The sequence below is a fragment of the Pseudomonas sp. LY-1 genome (assembly GCF_053502595.1).
Window position 1 is genome coordinate 1,875,224 of record NZ_CP094353.1, and the last position, 16,901, is coordinate 1,892,124.

A 16,901-nucleotide genomic window follows, 5' to 3' on the forward strand; every position below is an offset into this window, starting at 1 on the left:
AATTCATTTATCTAATGGTAACGATATACTGTGCGTCCAATGTCATGGATTGGTTATGCGCATGGCCCGACCGACTTCCCCCTTCGCTTTAATGCCTTCCGATCTCATCGCCCTGCAAGGTTGGTTGCGTATGAGTACGCTGGAACAGAGCCTCGCCCAGCGAGCGCGCATCCTGCTTCTACTGGCTGACGGATTGACGCCCAAGGCCGTCAGCGAGCAGTTGCAGGTCACGCCGCCGACGGTATTCAAGTGGCGAAAACGTTATCTGGAGGCGGGAATCGAAGGGTTGAGCGATCTGCCGCGCAGCGGCCAGCCACTCAAACTTGGGCCCGATAAAATCAACGAAATCCTGACACTGACCACCCGGCGTGTACCCCAGGAAGCCACTCACTGGAGCGTCCGTTTGATGGCCAAGTATGCGCGGGTCACCACGTGGCAGGTTCGGCAGGTCTGGGCCGCTTCCGACCTCAAACCCCATCGTCTGAAGACCTTCAAAATCAGCAACGACCCTCATTTCGCCGACAAGGTAGTCGACGTGGTCGGGCTCTATCTGAACCCACCGGATAATGCCCTGGTGTTGTCGGTTGACGAGAAAACCCAGATCCAGGCGTTGGATCGCACCCAACCGATGCTCCCGCTACGCCCAGGTCAAGTTGAACGCCGGACGCATGATTACAAGCGCCATGGTACGGCGAGTCTGTACGCGGCTTTCGACATCCTAACCGGCCAAGTAATCGGACGGATTACCCAGCGCCATCGAGCCAAGGAGTTTCTGGCTTTTCTGCAACAGATTGAACGCAGCACGCCAGCCGGACTGGATCTGCATGTGATTCTAGATAACAGTTCGACCCACAAAACGGCTGCAATCAAGCAGTGGCTGGAAAAGCATCCGCGTTTCAAATTGCACTTCACACCGACCAGCGCGTCTTGGCTGAACGCCGTGGAAGGCTGGTTTGCACAACTGGAAAGACGAGCGCTATACCGGGGTGCCTTCACCAGCGTCGCCGACCTAAAAGTCGCTATCCGCCAATTTATCGAGGCTCACAATGAGCATTCAGCCAAGCCGTTCAAGTGGAATAAAACGGCTGAGGCCATCATTAGCTCGGTACATAAAGCGAAGCTGAGTGTGATAAAAAATAAATTAATGGATTAACCGCTCAAGCCACTAGCGAGTAGGCCTATAAACATTCGCGACCCGGTGGGGTTTATGCCTATTGCGTAGGCCGCTGAGTAACTGAAGGCGAAGGGGTAACTAAACGTGAAAGTACTGAGATTGAGGACTGGCGCTTGGTAATTAGCGCCAAGTCCGGTGTTGGCCGAGAGAAAGAGCCTTGGCTCCGTAGGGTGCAATGCAAGTCTATAAACATAGTTATAAGCTAGTGTTCTGATCGCGCCACTTGCGAAATTAATGACCGAAACCGAATATGCACGCGCATTCAGGACACACACTGTGTTGCCATCTCGACTGATTGCGATTTGATTCGGACCGTTCCCCACAGTGATGTGACGAATGATCTCGCCTGACCCCTTACGCGTCACATAAGTAGGCACCTTGAAGTACTTGGCCGTCTCCAGGCTGTTGGAACCGTCCAGCGATACCCAGGCTTTGACCGCAACCTCGCTGTTGTTCTCCAAGCCCGACAAATAGCTGGCGGGTATCAGGTCGAGCGTGCGTCCGGCATTGAATTCCGCGGATGTCACGCCGACCGCAAGCCGCAGGTCGCGATTGGTCGTGCTGAGTAACTGAATCCACACGGGTTGCCCGGCCCTGAAGAACGGCCATTTATCAATCCGCACGTTGTTCGCCACCGCCGTATTGATCGTCCCACCCGAGGCTTCAGGGATAGTGACCAGGTCCAGCAACGAACTCGGCAGCGCCAGGACCTCTACTGTCAGGTCGCCGGAAATCGTCGTTCCTGAGGATTCAATGAGTTGGTACGACACCGTGAACTCACCATCCAGATAAGCCGCAACAAAGTCGCTCGACAGCTCGAAGCGTGTGTAGTTCTCACCTGCTTCAGGCACGGCCGGTTTCGCAGGAATGTTTGGATTACCAATCCCCGATTTGCCTTTGATATTGACTTTGATGTCTGCATCACGCGGGAGTTTGTCTGAGATCACGCGAATTTCAATCGTTTGTGGTTGAGGTGCAATCACGTGTGTGGGGTTGAGTTCAACGCGAGTGTCCGAGATGAATGTGGTTGGCACTACTTGGGGCAGCAGCAGGGTGCGAGGCGTGCCTATTTTGATAAGCAGGTCGAGAGAGAAACGGTTCGGACCGCTAATGGGCTTGAGCTCGTAGTACAAGCGTGCCGTGCCATCGTCATTGTTCAGGACAATATTGCGAGGGACGGTGAAAGGGATCTCGGCGTCTTCCCAGTTGATGTCGACCGCGAACCAGGGGCTGGTGAAACTGCCGCCGGGTGCCGACCCCACAAAGATCAGCCTGAGTTCGGTGCCTGCGACGATGGCGGGGTGCGGACGCACCCTGACGTTCAAGTTAGCCTTGTGAATCAATGGGTTGAAGGTGAAGTCAGGCGCCACCGCCTGTAATGTGGTGGGCGCTGGCAGGTCCTCCAGGGCATCGCCGACGGGCACGCTTGCCTTTTCTGAGGCGGGTCTTGGATTACCTCGATTGATCAGGTAATGCGCCTCGAAATAACCACCGCTGAGTGCGGTAAAGAAGGCGTTGTCCAACAAGAATTCAACATCGCCATTGCCGGCCATTTCCGTGTATTCGGCATAAGTGGACGTACCATTGGCGGAGTGCCCCAGTACGATCAAGTCAACGCGGTCGTTGGGGTTCTGCCCGAAGTAGTGCGGGACCACGATGCGGACTGGGTTGGTATCTTCTGGCAGTGCGCCATTGACCAGGTCCTGTACCTCTGGAGGCGGCAGTCGTTGACTGACGGGGTCGCCGAAAATGTTATATAGCGCCCCTTCGGAGTGGCGGTCGGGAGTTCCAGGGCGAACGCGTTTGTAGGTGATCAGGATACGACCACCTGCCAGGGGCCGCAGGAAGGAAAGGGGCAGCGGGATAAGCGCCCGGATCACGTTGATAGATTGTACGTCGTATTCGAGGGTGATTTCGGTACGCACGCCGTCTGCGCTGAGTCCGCTGACGGTCAGGATAACCTTGTCGTTGACGCTATACCCCTGGCCGCGTATCGGCAGTTCAATGGTCGCGTCGCCATCGAGGTCCGGCACATTGATGAAGTCTTGTTCGCTGTCCGGGTCGTAATCGGACTCGGTGACATGCACAGGCGACAGCAGAGGTTCAACGCCACTCCCGACCCGCAGTTCGATCATTCGGGAGGGGGAGAAACCCGGTGATTTATTACCTGCCTTGTCGACGACGAACCATTCGACAAGGTGCGTGCCGTTGGGCAACTGGTTCCAGGTTCCGAAATACGCCGTGATTGTTATCGGGTTATTGCCAGAGGCCTCGAAAGACGTGACGGTGTGCTTGATGATCACGCCACCGATACTCAGGTGAATGACGTCATCCTCTTTGCGGTGGTGAACTTGAGGCTCTGCCCTGTCAAGTGGGTAATTACCAATCTGTATCTTCACGCCCGCGCTGATATCGGCATCGGTAATTACCCTGAAGTCTTCGATTTGCGGGTTGGTAAACCTGACGGGACTCATGTTGTCGTTATACGGCGTGCTGACGATCGGGTCCCTGCCGACAGGTGGCTCGCGATCAGCGAGATAATTGAACTGGCGGGTGCTATCAGTGGTGCCGCTCAGATGTTCGACGAAGACTTGCACCGTATTATTCGCCTGGTCAATAAAACGGCCGGCGTCCATAAACAGGAGGGTGAGTTGGTCAAGGTCGATTTCTTCTTGGGTAACAGTGTGAATAGGCCCCCGCACTCCGTTGATTTCAATCCAGATAAAGTCATGTTCGGCTTTATTCAGATACCCCGGCAGCAGACAGATGACGCCGTTGGTGTTGACCGTCAATGCCGCTGCGTTGAACGCTGCATCATGGCCGCTAACCGGCTTTGTTTCAGTGGGGAAAAGTACCACCAGGTCGCTGAACGGCCGGATGCCGGAGGTTGCATCGTCGGGGAACAGTTCATTGGGCATAAGCCCGCCGGGCCGGTGGTGGGAGGGGGCGATGAGCGCGGGTAGAGTGTTGTCGTCTGAGATGGCGTCAGTGTCTTGATCGAAGGTCATGATCATCGTCCTGTCTGGGCAATAGGCGTGGGCGCAATGTTCCGTGGGGAGGAGGAGGGCGCTTCAGTATTGATTCAACGCCTCGTGCAATGGGCTGCCTAGCTGTGAGAAATGACAGTGCCGACGAATGGTAAAACCCTGGAGATATTGCGCGGGTAAACATATTGAACCGCCGCCGGGCGTGCGCGGTTGGGTGGCGATGTTAAAAGCGTGAGCGTATAGCCCGAAGGAAACTCAACATGCTGGGTAATGAAAAAAAGCCCCGTCTCGGAAGAAACGGGGCTTTTTATGTTTACAGTGTTAGTAAATCGCTAAACCATCGAAGCTGTTAGTTGTACTACCCCACTGCATGTCATTAGGTGGCCACCCCCGGTTTCCATAAATGTTGACAAAGCAATAAGCCAGCCCAGGTTGCGGTTGGCCAGGTGCTTGTTCAGTGGTCCATATATTACCCATCGATGGCCAGCGCCCACTGTATTGGCCACTAAGCTCAACAGCGATACTGAAGTTAGGAAGTACGCCGCCCCATGCAGCGGCTGCACTCACCATGGAATGCCATTGCCCTGTCCCCACAAACCGGCATCTGCGGAAGGACCCGTTGACAGTCACGTTATAGCTGGCTGTTTGCGCGGGTTGCGCACTGTCCCGAACTGTGATCGTCGCGGTACCTGCGGCAGTGATGTGAACGCGGCCCCCCGCATTGACGGAAATGGCTCCTGGATTATTGGAACTGTAGGTGTACGGTGGTACGCCGCCAGTGGCAGTCCGAGCTGAGCCAAAGTAAAAGATCTCATTGAAACCACCGAAAAAGTTCACCAGCAAGTAACCATTGAGATTTAGAAACCTTGGGCTGGTATCCATTGCCAGAGCGGGCGTAGTTCTGACCGTATAGCTGACGTCTTCCAGGTTCAAGGCGCTAGCCTCGCCATTGGTACCGTCCACGGATACAGAGCCTTTGACGTGCAGCTTGCTGTTTGCAAGCAGCTGGCTCAAATAGGCACTCGGTACGGGCTCCTGTACAAACCTTTGATCAAACTCCTGTTGATTAAGAGCCTTGCTAGCATCTCGCAAAGTGAGCAAGTGGGGTTGATTCCCGGCTTTGACACCTTCCAGATAGATCCACGAGGATTGTCCTACTGCATAAAAGGGCCAGGCAGCGGTTCTGACGGTGGCGGCGTTTCTGATATCAATGACACCTGCCGTGGCCTCAGGAACGCTCAACAAGTCTAATGCTTGTGCCGGCAGAGGCTCCACCTCGAGGGTCAGTGGTACCGACCCAGTGGTATTGCCGCTGCGGGTAACCTCGAAATACACCTCGCAAGAGTCCCCCAGGTAGGCGGCGACAAAATCGCTGAAATGTTCGAATCTAATATAGTCTTCGCCAGGCTCCGCAATGCCGGGTTTTGACGGAATGTCGGGAGTCCCCAAGCCTGATTTGCCCACGACCCTCAGTTTGACGTCATCGCTGTCGAGCATCGGGAAGTATTTCACCCTGAACTCTACTTCGACCGGAGGCAGCACGTGCAACGGGTTCAGGCGCGACAGGGTTGGCGTAATTGCGGTGGCCTGCACAACAACCGGCGGCTCGGACAGTTCCAGCTTAATGCCGATGTAGATCACAAGCTCCTGGGAAAGCCGGGAAATTGCACCTGGTGTCTTAGGCCTTACCTCGTAGGAAAGCGTCATCGTGCTGTTGAGATTGGCCAGGACGATAGTTCTCGGAATAGTGAAAGGGATGACCGCGTCCTCCCAGTTGATATCGACATTGAACCAGTCAGTCGTAATGCTGCCGCCTGGACGGGTACCTGTGGCGATCACTCTGATCTCTACGCCTTCTACAATGAACGGATGGGGGTCAATCCTGACATTGAGGTTGGCCAGGTTGGTACCGGGGTCGAACACAAAACCGGGCGGTAACGCTTGCAATGTCCTGGGGGGCGGTAATGTTGCCCTTGCATCACCGACAGGCACCGTTACCTGTTCAGAGGCTGGCCTTGTTACGCCACCATTGATCAAGTAATGAGCAGTAAAATACCCACCGCTCAGTGCATTGAAGAATGCGCTCTCCAACAAGAAAACAACGTCACCGATACCTGCCATTTCGGTGAATTCGGCATAGCTGGGCACGTTATTGGCGCTACGGCCGACCACTATCAAGTCGACTCTGTCATTTTCATGCTGCCCGAGGAATTTAGGCACCAGAATGCGTACCGGATTGGTATGGTCGGGTAGAGAGCCGTCACTGTCCAAATCCAGGACTTGTGGTGGTGGTAAACGGGTTCCGACCGGGTCACCGTAGATCGCGTAGAGCGAGCCTCTGGAGGGACGATCAGCAACGCCTGGACGAATCCGTTTGTAAGTGATGAAGATGTGCCCACCCGGCAGGGGCAGCAGAAAGTCAGCAGGCAGGGGGATGTTGACCCTGATTGGAGTGATCGAGGTCACCCGATGGTCGATGGTTATTTCGACTGGCACGCTGCTGGCGCTGAGGCCCTTTATCGTCAGGCGCACCGTATCGCTGACGGCGTATCCGTTATTGCGTATGGGCAATTCGATGTTTGCGTCGCCATCGAGATCACGGATATCGATAAAGTCCTGATCGTGCTCCTCGTCGTAGTCGGACTCGGTTACAAACACGGCGGGCAGTATTGGTTCGCTGCCACTCCCCAATTGCACTTCAATGAGCCTGCGAGGCGAGAAGCCTGGGGAATGATTACCCACCTTGTCGAGCACATACCATTCTACAATATATTCGCTGTCAGGTAGCGCTTCCCATGTGCCGAAATAGGCCCAGACACTAATAGGCAAGTTGCCTGAGGCTTCAAAATTGGTAACCGTGTGTTTGATCAGCAAGCCGCCGATACTTACAAAAATTACGTCGCCTTCTTTACGGTGATGTTTCGTGGGAACTGCGGGATTCAGTGGATAGTCTTCAATCAATATCTCGACCCCAGCGATGGCATTTTCCTTCGTGATCACGCCGAAGGCCTCGATCTGTGGGTCTGCAAACTTCACGGCAGCCATATTTTCGTTGACGTTGGGCGTGCTGACGATAGGGTCCGGGCCGACTGGGTGCTCACGATCAACGTAGATTGTGAACAGCTTGCTTTTATCAATTGTGCCGCTCAGTTGTTCGACAAAGGCCTGTACCTTATTGTTTGCCTGATCGATAAAGCGGGTGCTTTCTATAAACAGGACAATTTGCGTGCCCAAGTCGGCTTCGTCAGCGCTGACGGTATGGAAGGCTACTTGCACGCCGTTGAGTTCCAGCCAAATGAAGTCATTTTCAGCTTGTTCCAGATACGGCAGAAGGATGCAGATGACCCCCGAAGGGTTTACCTTCAAGGCGGCATCATTGAAGCCACCATCAGCACCTGCGACAGGTTCCCATAACGTTGGGAAATACAGGGGCAAGTCGGAAAATGGAGTGTTGATAAATGTTCTTGAGTTCAATGCAACGTCGGTTGGCGGTGGTGAGGTGAAGCCTTTGCGACGCAGGTCATTGGGGTGAAGCACACCGAGTGTATCGCTGGAGGAAATATCAAGGGCCTCCGGAAAAATCGACTGGTTGTCGATGGGGTCAGGGGCTTGATCGTATGTCATGATTAGGATTCCTTGTCATAGGGAAAACGATCGGAAACCCGTCACACAAGTGGGTCTCTGGCTTGATTCAGCGCCCGTCATCTATCGCCTGCCTAGCTGTGAGAAATGACAGTGCCGACGAATGGTGAACCCGACTTGTCCGTCAGCTAAAACACCACCAACGACACTGAATCCCCGCCGATATTGGCCACGTAGCCGTGGGAATCGTCTGGGGCCACCACCAGCCCGCGCGGCTTGTTAAACCCGGCATAGCTGCCAATCACCTGTCGCGAGCGCGTATCGATAATGCCCAGCAGGTCGCCATCGGTCTGCGACACGTAGGCCCGATCACGCCCGCGTTCGAAGGCGATGTCGTAGGGGCCCAGCAACCCGGTCAAGGTCTGCTCGATGCGCTGGGTCGAGGTATTGCCGATCGTGACGCTGCCGCCTTCGCGCGCGCTGATATACACCTGAGAGCCACGGGGGTTATGGGCGATGGCGACGGGGGCGGAGCGGGTGTCGGCGCTGTTGATCAGGCTGTTGGTCGGCAGATTGATGATGGACCAGTCGAAGAATGTGGCCACGTGTGCGCGGTTGTTATCGGGGCTGACGGCGACATCGATGGGCGCGCGCACCGGGATCGAAGCCACGCGTTGGTGGTTGCTTGTGTCGATGACGACCAGGCGCGATGCACCTTCATCGGCCACATACAGGCGCGAGCCGTTGGCATTGAAGCGAATGCCTCGGACGGTGGTGAACCCGGTCAGCGTGTCGATCAGCGAATAGTCCCGCGTGCTGTAGAGGCGAATCGGGGTATTGGTGGCGCTGCTGTTGTCGGTCACATACAGACGCTCGGCCGTTGGATGAATGGCCAGGCGCAACGGCGAGCCCGGCACGTCGAAGCTGTCGATGACGCGGTTACGCAGGGTGTCGATGACCCAGATCGAAGTGCGGCCGAAGGTGCAGGCGACGTAGAGCCGCGTACCGTCCGGGCTGAGCGCCAGGGCGTTCGGCGAATTGCCCACCGGGATCGTGGCGAAGATGCCCACGGTGTTGCTCATGCGGTAGTCGACAGGGCGAAAGGCGATGGCGAAATCCTTATGGGCGCTGCCGTTCAGCGATACCCGCGCCTCAACCCGCAGGGTGCTCTGGGTCGGCAAGGAACGCAGATAATCGGCGGGTAAGCGGACTTCCACGCGTTTGGCATTGAATTCCGCGGCGCTCAGCGGTGTGCCGTCGCGCAGCACCCGATTGGCCGCGGCCTTGATTTCGAGCCACACCGGCTGCCCGGTCCGCATGAACGGCCATGCCTGAATCACTGCACTGTGCGTCACGTTGGCGTTGATGATGCCGTTCGACGCCTGGGGCACGTTGACCAGGTCCAGCGCTTGTTCAGTCAGCGGGTCGATGGTCAAGGTCAGCACCTGGGAGGCGCTGGTGGCACCGGCGCGGGTCACGGTATAGGACAATGCAGCGTCTCTGCCCAGGTTGGCGGCAATCACCCGATTACTGATGATGAAGTCGACATAACCCTTCAGCGGGTCGCCTGGCCGTGGATTGATGACGGGCGTTCCGAGCCCGTAGGTGCCGATGAATCTGGGCTGGATATCATCGCCGGCGAGCATCGGCTTGTAGCTCACCCGAAACGTACAGACCGGCGGCTCCAGCACATGTTGCGGGTTGAGCCGGGCGGTGGAGGGGTCGGCGATGTTGATCGTGCTTTCCAGAATATGCGGCACCGGCAGTTGCAGGCCGCTACCGACGGTCATCACCAACGCCTGGGAATAACGGGTGCGCTGGCCGGCTTGCTCCACCCGATAGTAAATGCGCGCCGAGCCGTTGAGGTTGGCCACGACAAACACCCGTGCGATGACAAACGCCAGGTCCTGCCCGACCCACGGCCGGGTGATGGGGAACCGGTCCGGTGGGGCGCTGCCGCCCATGGCGCTGCCTTCGACGTACAGGGTGACCGTGGCACCTTCCGTGAAAGCGGCATGCGCCGCAACCCTCACGTTGGCATTGCCTCGGGATTGCTCGGGGTCGAAGTTGAAGGCGGGGGCGGGTGCTTGCAACACCTCAGGCGCGGGCAGGGCGTCCTGGGGCTCGCCGATGTTGAGTTGCAGAATGGCCGACGGTGGGCGCCCCCCGGCGGTGTTGATGTAGTAGTAGAGCATCAGCTCGCCGCCATCGAGCTGGCGGATGTCACCGTCGATCCCATTGTGCAGTTCGAACACGACGCTGCCTTCGCCGGCCGGCAACCCGTGCTCCTGATAAAAACGGTGGCCGTTGGCGTAGGTGCCTTCCAGCACCAGCGTGACACGGTCAAAGGGCTTTTGGCCGGTATAAGCCGCGATCGTAACGGTCACCGGGTCGGTCAAGGGATGCAGGACGCCGCCGCTGGCGGCGGGCACTTGCGGTGCTACGAGGCCGGTTTGTTCGGGGGTTCCGCTCACTTGGACGAAGGTGTTTTCCGAGGGCCGGTTGACTTGTCCTGTGCGAATTCGCTCATAACTCAGTTGGATCAAGGCGCCGATAAGCATACGCACGTCAGCATTGGGCCATGGGACGTCGACGAAAGGCGTTGTGGTCGATGTGATACTGGCATCGTAGGTCTGTTCGACATCGACACCTTCCGGCAAACGCCCGCGAATGGTCAGTCGAAGACCGTCGCCCGACGCCCAGCCTTTTCCCTCGACCGCCACCCTGAGGGTTGCGTCTTTGCCTGCCAGCGTGTCCGCGTCCAGCGTGCCGGTCGGTGCTTCGACAATCTGGGCGGCGTCCAGCAACCGTTCGTTGGGATCCAGCCGCACTTCGATCAGTTGCATCGGCGAGCGCCCCGACGCGTAGTTGCCGACCTCATCGATGACATCGTAGGCGCAGGCCTGAAAGCCACTGCCGATGCGCAGCCAGGTGCCGTAATAGACCGTGATTGAAATCGGGTTGCGGCTGCTGGCCTCATTCTCTGTGACGATGTGCTCGATGATTTGCTCGCCGATGATCAAGCGAATGCGATCGCGTACCGCCCGGTAGGTACTGGGAGGCCGGTTGAGGTCCAGCGGGTAAAAGGGGATTCTCACCACCACCCCGCGCCCGGCTGCGGCCGAATCGATCAGGAACTGCGCGGGTTGCGGTCGCGACAGTTGTTCATTGACCCAGGGTGGGCGGGTAATGGGGTCGCTGCCGGTTGGCGCCACGGTGTCGATCTTGAGGGTCAGGCGTTGGGTTTCTTCTACGCGGTGATCGAGGTGCGTCACCCGGAAAAATACGGGGCCGGCCGCGCCGTCGGCCAAGCGGGCCATGGAGATGTGCAGGGTAATCGGCTTCGCTTCGCGCGCTTCTTGCTCGGTTACGGTATGGAAGTCGACCGGGACCAGCAGGTCGCTACAGAACAACTCGATGAAATCGCCTTCAAGCTGGCCTGCGTAGGTGCGCAAGATGCAAATCAGGCCCGTGCTGCCATGGTTCTCCAACAGCAGTTGATGCACACCGCCGGAGAATCCTACGACCGGGGTCGTCAGGCCGGGAATATAAGGCGACAACTGCGCGACGAAAGGGGGCGCGTTGAGCTCTGGAGTCATGCTTGTCACCTCGTGCAAGGCAAAGGAGCCGAAAAGGTCCGGGGCACACAAGGATTGAACGCAGAAGGGCAGCGAGCAGGCTAGCTGTTAGAAATGACAGTGCCGACAGGCGGTAGCGGCCCAGGGCGGGCCGCCCTCGGTAGTCGCTAGGCTTGGCGGTTCCAATGCCTGAACAGCGGCTCCGCCAGAAACAACACGAACAACAAGCGCATCACCTGCATTGCCGTCACCAACGGCACCGACAGTTGCAGGGTTTCCGCGGTCAAACTCATCTCGGCAATGCCACCGGGCATCATGCCCAGGGTCAATGAGCGCAGGTCCAGTTGGGTCATCGCACTCAAGCCCACGGCGGCCAGCGTCGCCAGCAGCATGGTCAAGGCGGTGCCGATCAAGGTGCGCGCCATGAACGACGGCGCACTGCGGAAGAACTGACGATTGAAGTGGCAGCCCAACCCGCTGCCGATCAGCCACTGGCCGATCTGGCTGCCGCCGTCGGGCAGGCCGATGTGCAGGTCCCACGCCACACTGGCGGTGGCACTGACCAACAGTGGCCCGAACAACCATGGGTTCGGCTGACGCAAGCGTTGCCAGCCCCAGGCCACCAGCGCACCGGCGGGAAACAGCAGCGCCAGCCAGGCCCAGCTCACCGGGGCTGGATGAAACTGCGGCGCGCCACCGTCCAGCACGTACTTGAAGATCGCCGGTACGCACAGCACCACCACCAACACCCGCAGGCTTTGCCCCGCCGCGACCCGGCTGAGCACCGCGCCATTGCGTGCGCCGAGGTTGACCATCTCGCCGGAACCGCCGGGCATGCTGGAGAAAAACGCGGTGGCGCGGTCTTCGCCGCTGCGGCGCATCAACCACACGCCGACCACGCTCGACAGGCTGGTAACCAGCGCGCCGAAGAAGATCAAACCGAAGTGGCTCATCACCTGTTCGATCACCAGCGGAGTGAAGTGCAGGCCGATGCCGATGCCCACCACCCATTGGCCGCCTTTGCGCCCGCCGGGAATCTCCGCCAACTGCCACGGCGTGAGGCAACGCACGAGGATGATCGCCAGTAGCGAACCGACCATATACGGCAACGGCCAGCCGACCAGGCTGGCCAGGTAACCGCCGGCCAGGCCGACCAGCGGTGTTCCCCACCAGTGTTTAAAGCTGGCCTCAGACATCGGCCACGGCACGACGCTGCAACGCACGTTTGCGGTAGATGCGCGCCAGCGGTAACAGCAGCATCACGGCGGTCAATACCCAGACGCCGAAGGTGATCGGGCTGGACCACAGGATCTCCAGCGCACCGTTGGAGATCGACAGCGCGCGGCGCAGGTTCTGCTCCATCAGGCCGCCGAGGATAAAGCCCAGCAACACCGGCGACAGCGGGAAGTCCAGCTTGCGCAGGATGTAGCCGAAGATGCCGATACCGATCATCAGGAACAGATCGAACGTGGTGGCGTGAACCGCGTACACGCCGATCGCGGTGATGATCGCGATCACCGGCACCAGCGCCCAGTTCGGCACGGCGAGGATGCGCGTGAAGATGCGGATCATCGGGATGTTGAGGATCACCAGCATGATGTTGGCGATGAACAACGAGGCGATCAGGCCCCAGACGATATCCGGTTGCTGTTGGAACAACAGCGGGCCCGGCGTGATGTTGTACAGCGACAGGGCGCCGATCATCACCGCGGTGGTGCCCGAACCCGGCACGCCCAGGGTCAGCATCGGCACCAGCGCACCGCAGGCGGAGGCGCCGATGGCGGTTTCCGGAGCCGCCAGACCACGCATGTCACCCTGCCCGAATTTACCGCTGGCCCCGGCCAGGCGTTTCTCGGTCATGTAGGCCACGGCTGACGCCAACGTCGCGCCAGCGCCGGGCAATACGCCCATGATGAAACCGAGCAGGCCGCACCGGATGTTCACCGCAAATACCGACGAGGCTTCCTTCAGGTTAAACATCATCCGCCCGGTGGCTTTCACCGCTTCCTGGCCACGGTGGGTTTTTTCCAGCAGCAACAGGATCTCGCTGATGGAGAACAGGCCCAGCACCAACACCACAAACTGGATGCCGTCGGTCAGGTGGATGTTATCGCCGGTAAAGCGGTACACGCCGCTGTTGGCGTCGATGCCCACCGCCGACAGGAACAGGCCGATCAGCGCCGCGACGAAGGTCTTCAGCGGTTTATCGCCGGCCATGCCGCCGAGGCAGACAATCGCGAACACCATCAGTACGAAATATTCCGCCGGGCCGAAGGCAATCGCCCATTTGGCCAGCAGCGGGGCAAACAGCACCATGCCGCAGGTGGCGATAAACGCGCCGATGAACGAACTCCACGCCGACAACGACAAGGCCACACCGGCCAGGCCTTTGCGGGCCATCGGGTAACCGTCGAGGGTGGTCATCACGGTGGAGGCTTCGCCCGGGATGTTCAGCAGGATCGAGCTGATACGCCCACCGTATTCGCAGCCCAGGTACACGGCCGCCAGCAGGATCAACGCCGACTCCGGCGGCAGGCCCAGGGCGAACGCGATGGGGATCAACAGCGCCACGCCGTTGATCGGGCCCAGGCCCGGCAGCAGGCCGACCACGGTGCCGATCAAGGTGCCGCACAGCGCGGTCACCAGGTTGTAGGGGGACAGTGCCACGCCGAAGCCCTGGCCCAAATAGCCGAAAGTATCCATATCAGTTCTCCAGAACGTCGAGCAGGCCGAGGGGCAGCGGAACATCCATGGCTTTATCGAACAGCAGATAAAGGCCGACGCTCATCAAGGTGATGATCACCGCACCGGGCAACCAGCGGCCGCCATACAGCCGTGCCATCGGAATGCCGATCAACATGCTGCTGAGAATGAAACCGAGGGATTCGAAGGTGGCGGCAAACACGATCAATAGCGCCACGCAGATGCCGATCTTGATCAGGGTGGCGCGGTCCAGCGCGGGTTCTTCCTCGGTATGCTGGGTCGGCTGCGGGCGAAACAGCATGTAGATCAGCGCCAGGCTCATCAGCCCGAGCATCAGCAGCGGGTAGGCCCGAGGCCCCACGGGTTCGTAGGAAAACGACGCCTGGTAGGGCCAGGCCATCAAGGCCAGGCCCGCGCAGGCCAGCAGCAGCGCGGCGGCGAATATGCGTTGTAAGAGCATGTTGAACTCCTGGGCCACGCCCCTGGTTCAGCAGGGCGTGGCCGCGCGACAGAGGGGCGATTACTGGATCAGGCCGAACTCTTTGGCCAGCACTTTGTAGTCCGCTACCTGCTTCTTCACGTAGGTGTCCAGCTCCGGGCCGGTCATGGCGAACGGGAACAGCTCGCGCTGGTCACGCAGCTTGGCGAAGTCTTCGGAGGCCAGCAGTTTGTCGAAGGCGTCTTTCCACCAGGCGTAGTCGGCATCGCTGACTTTTGGCCCAAGGTAGAAACCGCGCACCACTGGCCAGACGATGTCGTAGCCTTGCTCTCTGGCGGTCGGAATATCCTTCATTTCCGGCTCGTCCAGGCGCGCTTCGGAGAACACCGCGAGCAAGCGCATGTCGCCACTCTGGATATGGGGCATGGAATCGGAGATGTCGGTACTGCCCACCTGGATGTGGTTGCCCATCAGCGCGGTGACAATTTCACCGCCACCTTCCAGCGCCACATAGCGCAGGTCGCGCGGGTTGATCCCGGCGGCCTTGGCGATCAGCGCGGTTTGCATCCAGTCCTGGCTACCCACGGTGCCGCCGGAACCGATGACCACTTTGCTCGGATCTTTCTTCAGCGCCTGCACCAGGTCGTCGAGATTTTTGTAAGGCGAATCGCTTTTCACCGCGATGGCGCCGTAGCTGGTGCCGACCGCTGCCAGCCAACGCACGGCGCTTTCATCGAAGCGCCCGAACTTGCCCTGGGCCAGGTTCAACAGCGAGCCGCTGGACCAGGCCACCAGGGTGCCGCCGTCTGCAGGGCGCTGTGCGACCACGGCGTTGTAGGCCACTGCGCCCACGCCACCAGGCATGTAGGTCACGCGCATCGGCTTGCTCAGCAGCTTCTCGTTGACCAGCGCGCTTTGCGCCAGTTTGCAGGTCAGGTCAAAACCACCGCCAGGGGAGGCCGGGGCGATGCATTCCGGGCGCTTGGGTTCGTCGGCGGCCAGCAGTTGGCCGGCGAACAGCATGCAGCCGGCGGCGAGGGCGAATTTACGCAATGAAAGGGTCATGGTTATCTCCGTCGTTGTTGTTATGAGTGGCTATTACCAGGCACTGCTTACCAGAGCGCGACGCTGTAACTGACCAGCAGGCGTACTTCATCCGCATCACGCGCTGAATAGTTGGAACGATACGTCGCATTGCGCAGGCGCACGGCGACATCCTTGAACGTGCCGCTTTGCACCACGTACTTGATCTCGCTGTTGCGTTCCCACTCCTTGCCGGTCTCGCCGTTCTTGAGCTTGATATGGTCACCCGACAGGTAACGGCTCATGAAACTCAGGCCGGGAATCCCCAGCTTGGCGAAGTCATAGTCGTAGCGTGCCTGCCAGGAGCGCTCCTCGGCGCCGGCAAAGTCGTTGATCTGCACGAAGTTGACCAGGTACGGGTCGCTGCCATCCACATACGGAAACGCGCTGTCGCCGGACATGTGCTGGTAGCCGGCGCTGAGCTTATGGCCGTTGAGGGCATAGCTGAACAGGCCATTGAGGGAGGTGTTGTCGATCTTGCCGCCGCGGGCGGCGCCGGTGTCGTCGCTGATCGCCAGGCGCAGATCGGTGGCGAAGGTGCCGGGGCCCATCGGGCGCGCAGCCACCAGGCCGAGGAAGTGCTGGCGGTACACGTCGTCGAGTTGGGCGAAGTGATAGCTGCCGGTGATCTTGTCGGCGAACTTGTAGTCCACGCCGCCGAAATTGAAGTGCTTGCCGGTGGCGCCGCTGAGGAAACGGCTGTTCTTGTTGTTGAGGGCGATGTCCTCGTAGTTGGTGTCGTCGCGGTCCTTGGCCTTGTCGAGACGGCCACCGGTGAACACCAGGTTCTTGAACTCTTTCGAGGTGATCAGGCCGCCGTTGAAGGTTTGCGGCAGGATGCGGCCGTCGTTGGGCTTGAGGATCGGCAGCTCGGGGATCAGCGCGCCGACTTTCAGTTCGGTGGCGGAGATCTTCACTTTGCCGGTCAGGCCCAGCTTGGAATACTCGTTGGCGGCGCGGCCATCGTCGTGGGTGGGCAGCAGGCCGCTGCCGGTGCGGTCGGGGCTGGAGTCGAGCTTGACGCCGAGCATGCCCAGCGCATCCACGCCAAAGCCGACGGTGCCGTCGGTGTAGCCCGATTGCAGGTTGAGCATGAAGCCCTGGGCCCATTCGTCGCGCTTGGATTGCTGGGCGCTGGTGCCGTCGCGAAAGTCGCGGTTGAAGTACATGTTGCGGGTTTCCAGGGTCGCGCTGCTGTCTTCGAAGAAGGCGGCTTGGGCAAGCGGCGAAAAGCCGGCAAGGGTGGCGGCGCTGGCAAGGGCGGTCTGGGTCAGGCGGGAAAAACGCACAGGCGTGCAAGCCTGGGGCTGTGTCGACAGCATCGTTGAGTACTCCGTTATTGTTCTTATTTGACG

The 16,901-nt window shown here is 59.1% G+C and carries 9 protein-coding genes; 1 reads left to right on the forward strand and 8 read right to left on the reverse strand.

All coding sequences use genetic code 11. From position 1 onward, the window contains the following. Positions 1 to 61 precede the first annotated feature (61 nt). On the forward strand, positions 62 to 1,153 hold the full coding sequence (locus tag MOQ67_RS08555; protein WP_034114923.1) for an IS630 family transposase: 1,092 nt from the start codon (positions 62 to 64) through the stop codon (positions 1,151 to 1,153). Here the strand turns inward: MOQ67_RS08555 and MOQ67_RS08560 are convergent. From MOQ67_RS08560 to MOQ67_RS08595, 8 genes are all read right to left on the reverse strand, one after another. After that, entirely contained in the window at positions 1,150 to 4,182 is a 3,033-nt protein-coding gene (locus MOQ67_RS08560) for a YncE family protein (RefSeq protein ID WP_448675910.1), read from the reverse strand. The genes MOQ67_RS08555 and MOQ67_RS08560 overlap by 4 nt on opposite strands. A gap of 300 nt (positions 4,183 to 4,482) precedes the next feature. Continuing rightward, a complete protein-coding gene (locus MOQ67_RS08565) occupies positions 4,483 to 7,785 on the reverse strand; it encodes a hypothetical protein (protein ID WP_198718594.1) in 3,303 nt (1,100 codons plus the stop codon). A gap of 146 nt (positions 7,786 to 7,931) precedes the next feature. Then, positions 7,932 to 11,342 carry a YncE family protein gene (locus MOQ67_RS08570; protein ID WP_198718593.1) on the reverse strand — a complete coding sequence of 1,137 codons (3,411 nt, stop codon included), beginning with the start codon at positions 11,340 to 11,342 and terminating at the stop codon, positions 7,932 to 7,934. 146 nt (positions 11,343 to 11,488) lie between these two features. After that, positions 11,489 to 12,517, reverse strand: coding sequence for an AbrB family transcriptional regulator (locus tag MOQ67_RS08575; RefSeq protein ID WP_104904574.1), 1,029 nt, complete (start codon positions 12,515 to 12,517; stop codon positions 11,489 to 11,491). Further along, positions 12,510 to 14,024 carry a tripartite tricarboxylate transporter permease gene (locus MOQ67_RS08580; protein ID WP_017844900.1) on the reverse strand — a complete coding sequence of 505 codons (1,515 nt, stop codon included), beginning with the start codon at positions 14,022 to 14,024 and terminating at the stop codon, positions 12,510 to 12,512. The genes MOQ67_RS08575 and MOQ67_RS08580 overlap by 8 nt, the downstream gene beginning before the upstream one ends. A 1-nt stretch (position 14,025) precedes the next feature. Next, positions 14,026 to 14,484, reverse strand: coding sequence for a tripartite tricarboxylate transporter TctB family protein (locus MOQ67_RS08585; protein ID WP_017844901.1), 459 nt, complete (start codon positions 14,482 to 14,484; stop codon positions 14,026 to 14,028). Positions 14,485 to 14,544: 60 nt separating this feature from the next. Next, positions 14,545 to 15,534, reverse strand: a complete 990-nt coding sequence (locus MOQ67_RS08590; RefSeq protein WP_162231534.1) for a Bug family tripartite tricarboxylate transporter substrate binding protein — start codon at positions 15,532 to 15,534, stop codon at positions 14,545 to 14,547. 41 nt (positions 15,535 to 15,575) lie between these two features. Then, positions 15,576 to 16,868 (reverse strand): OprD family porin, encoded by a 1,293-nt coding sequence (locus MOQ67_RS08595; protein WP_017844903.1) that lies wholly within the window; start codon positions 16,866 to 16,868, stop codon positions 15,576 to 15,578. Positions 16,869 to 16,901: the final 33 nt, after the last annotated feature.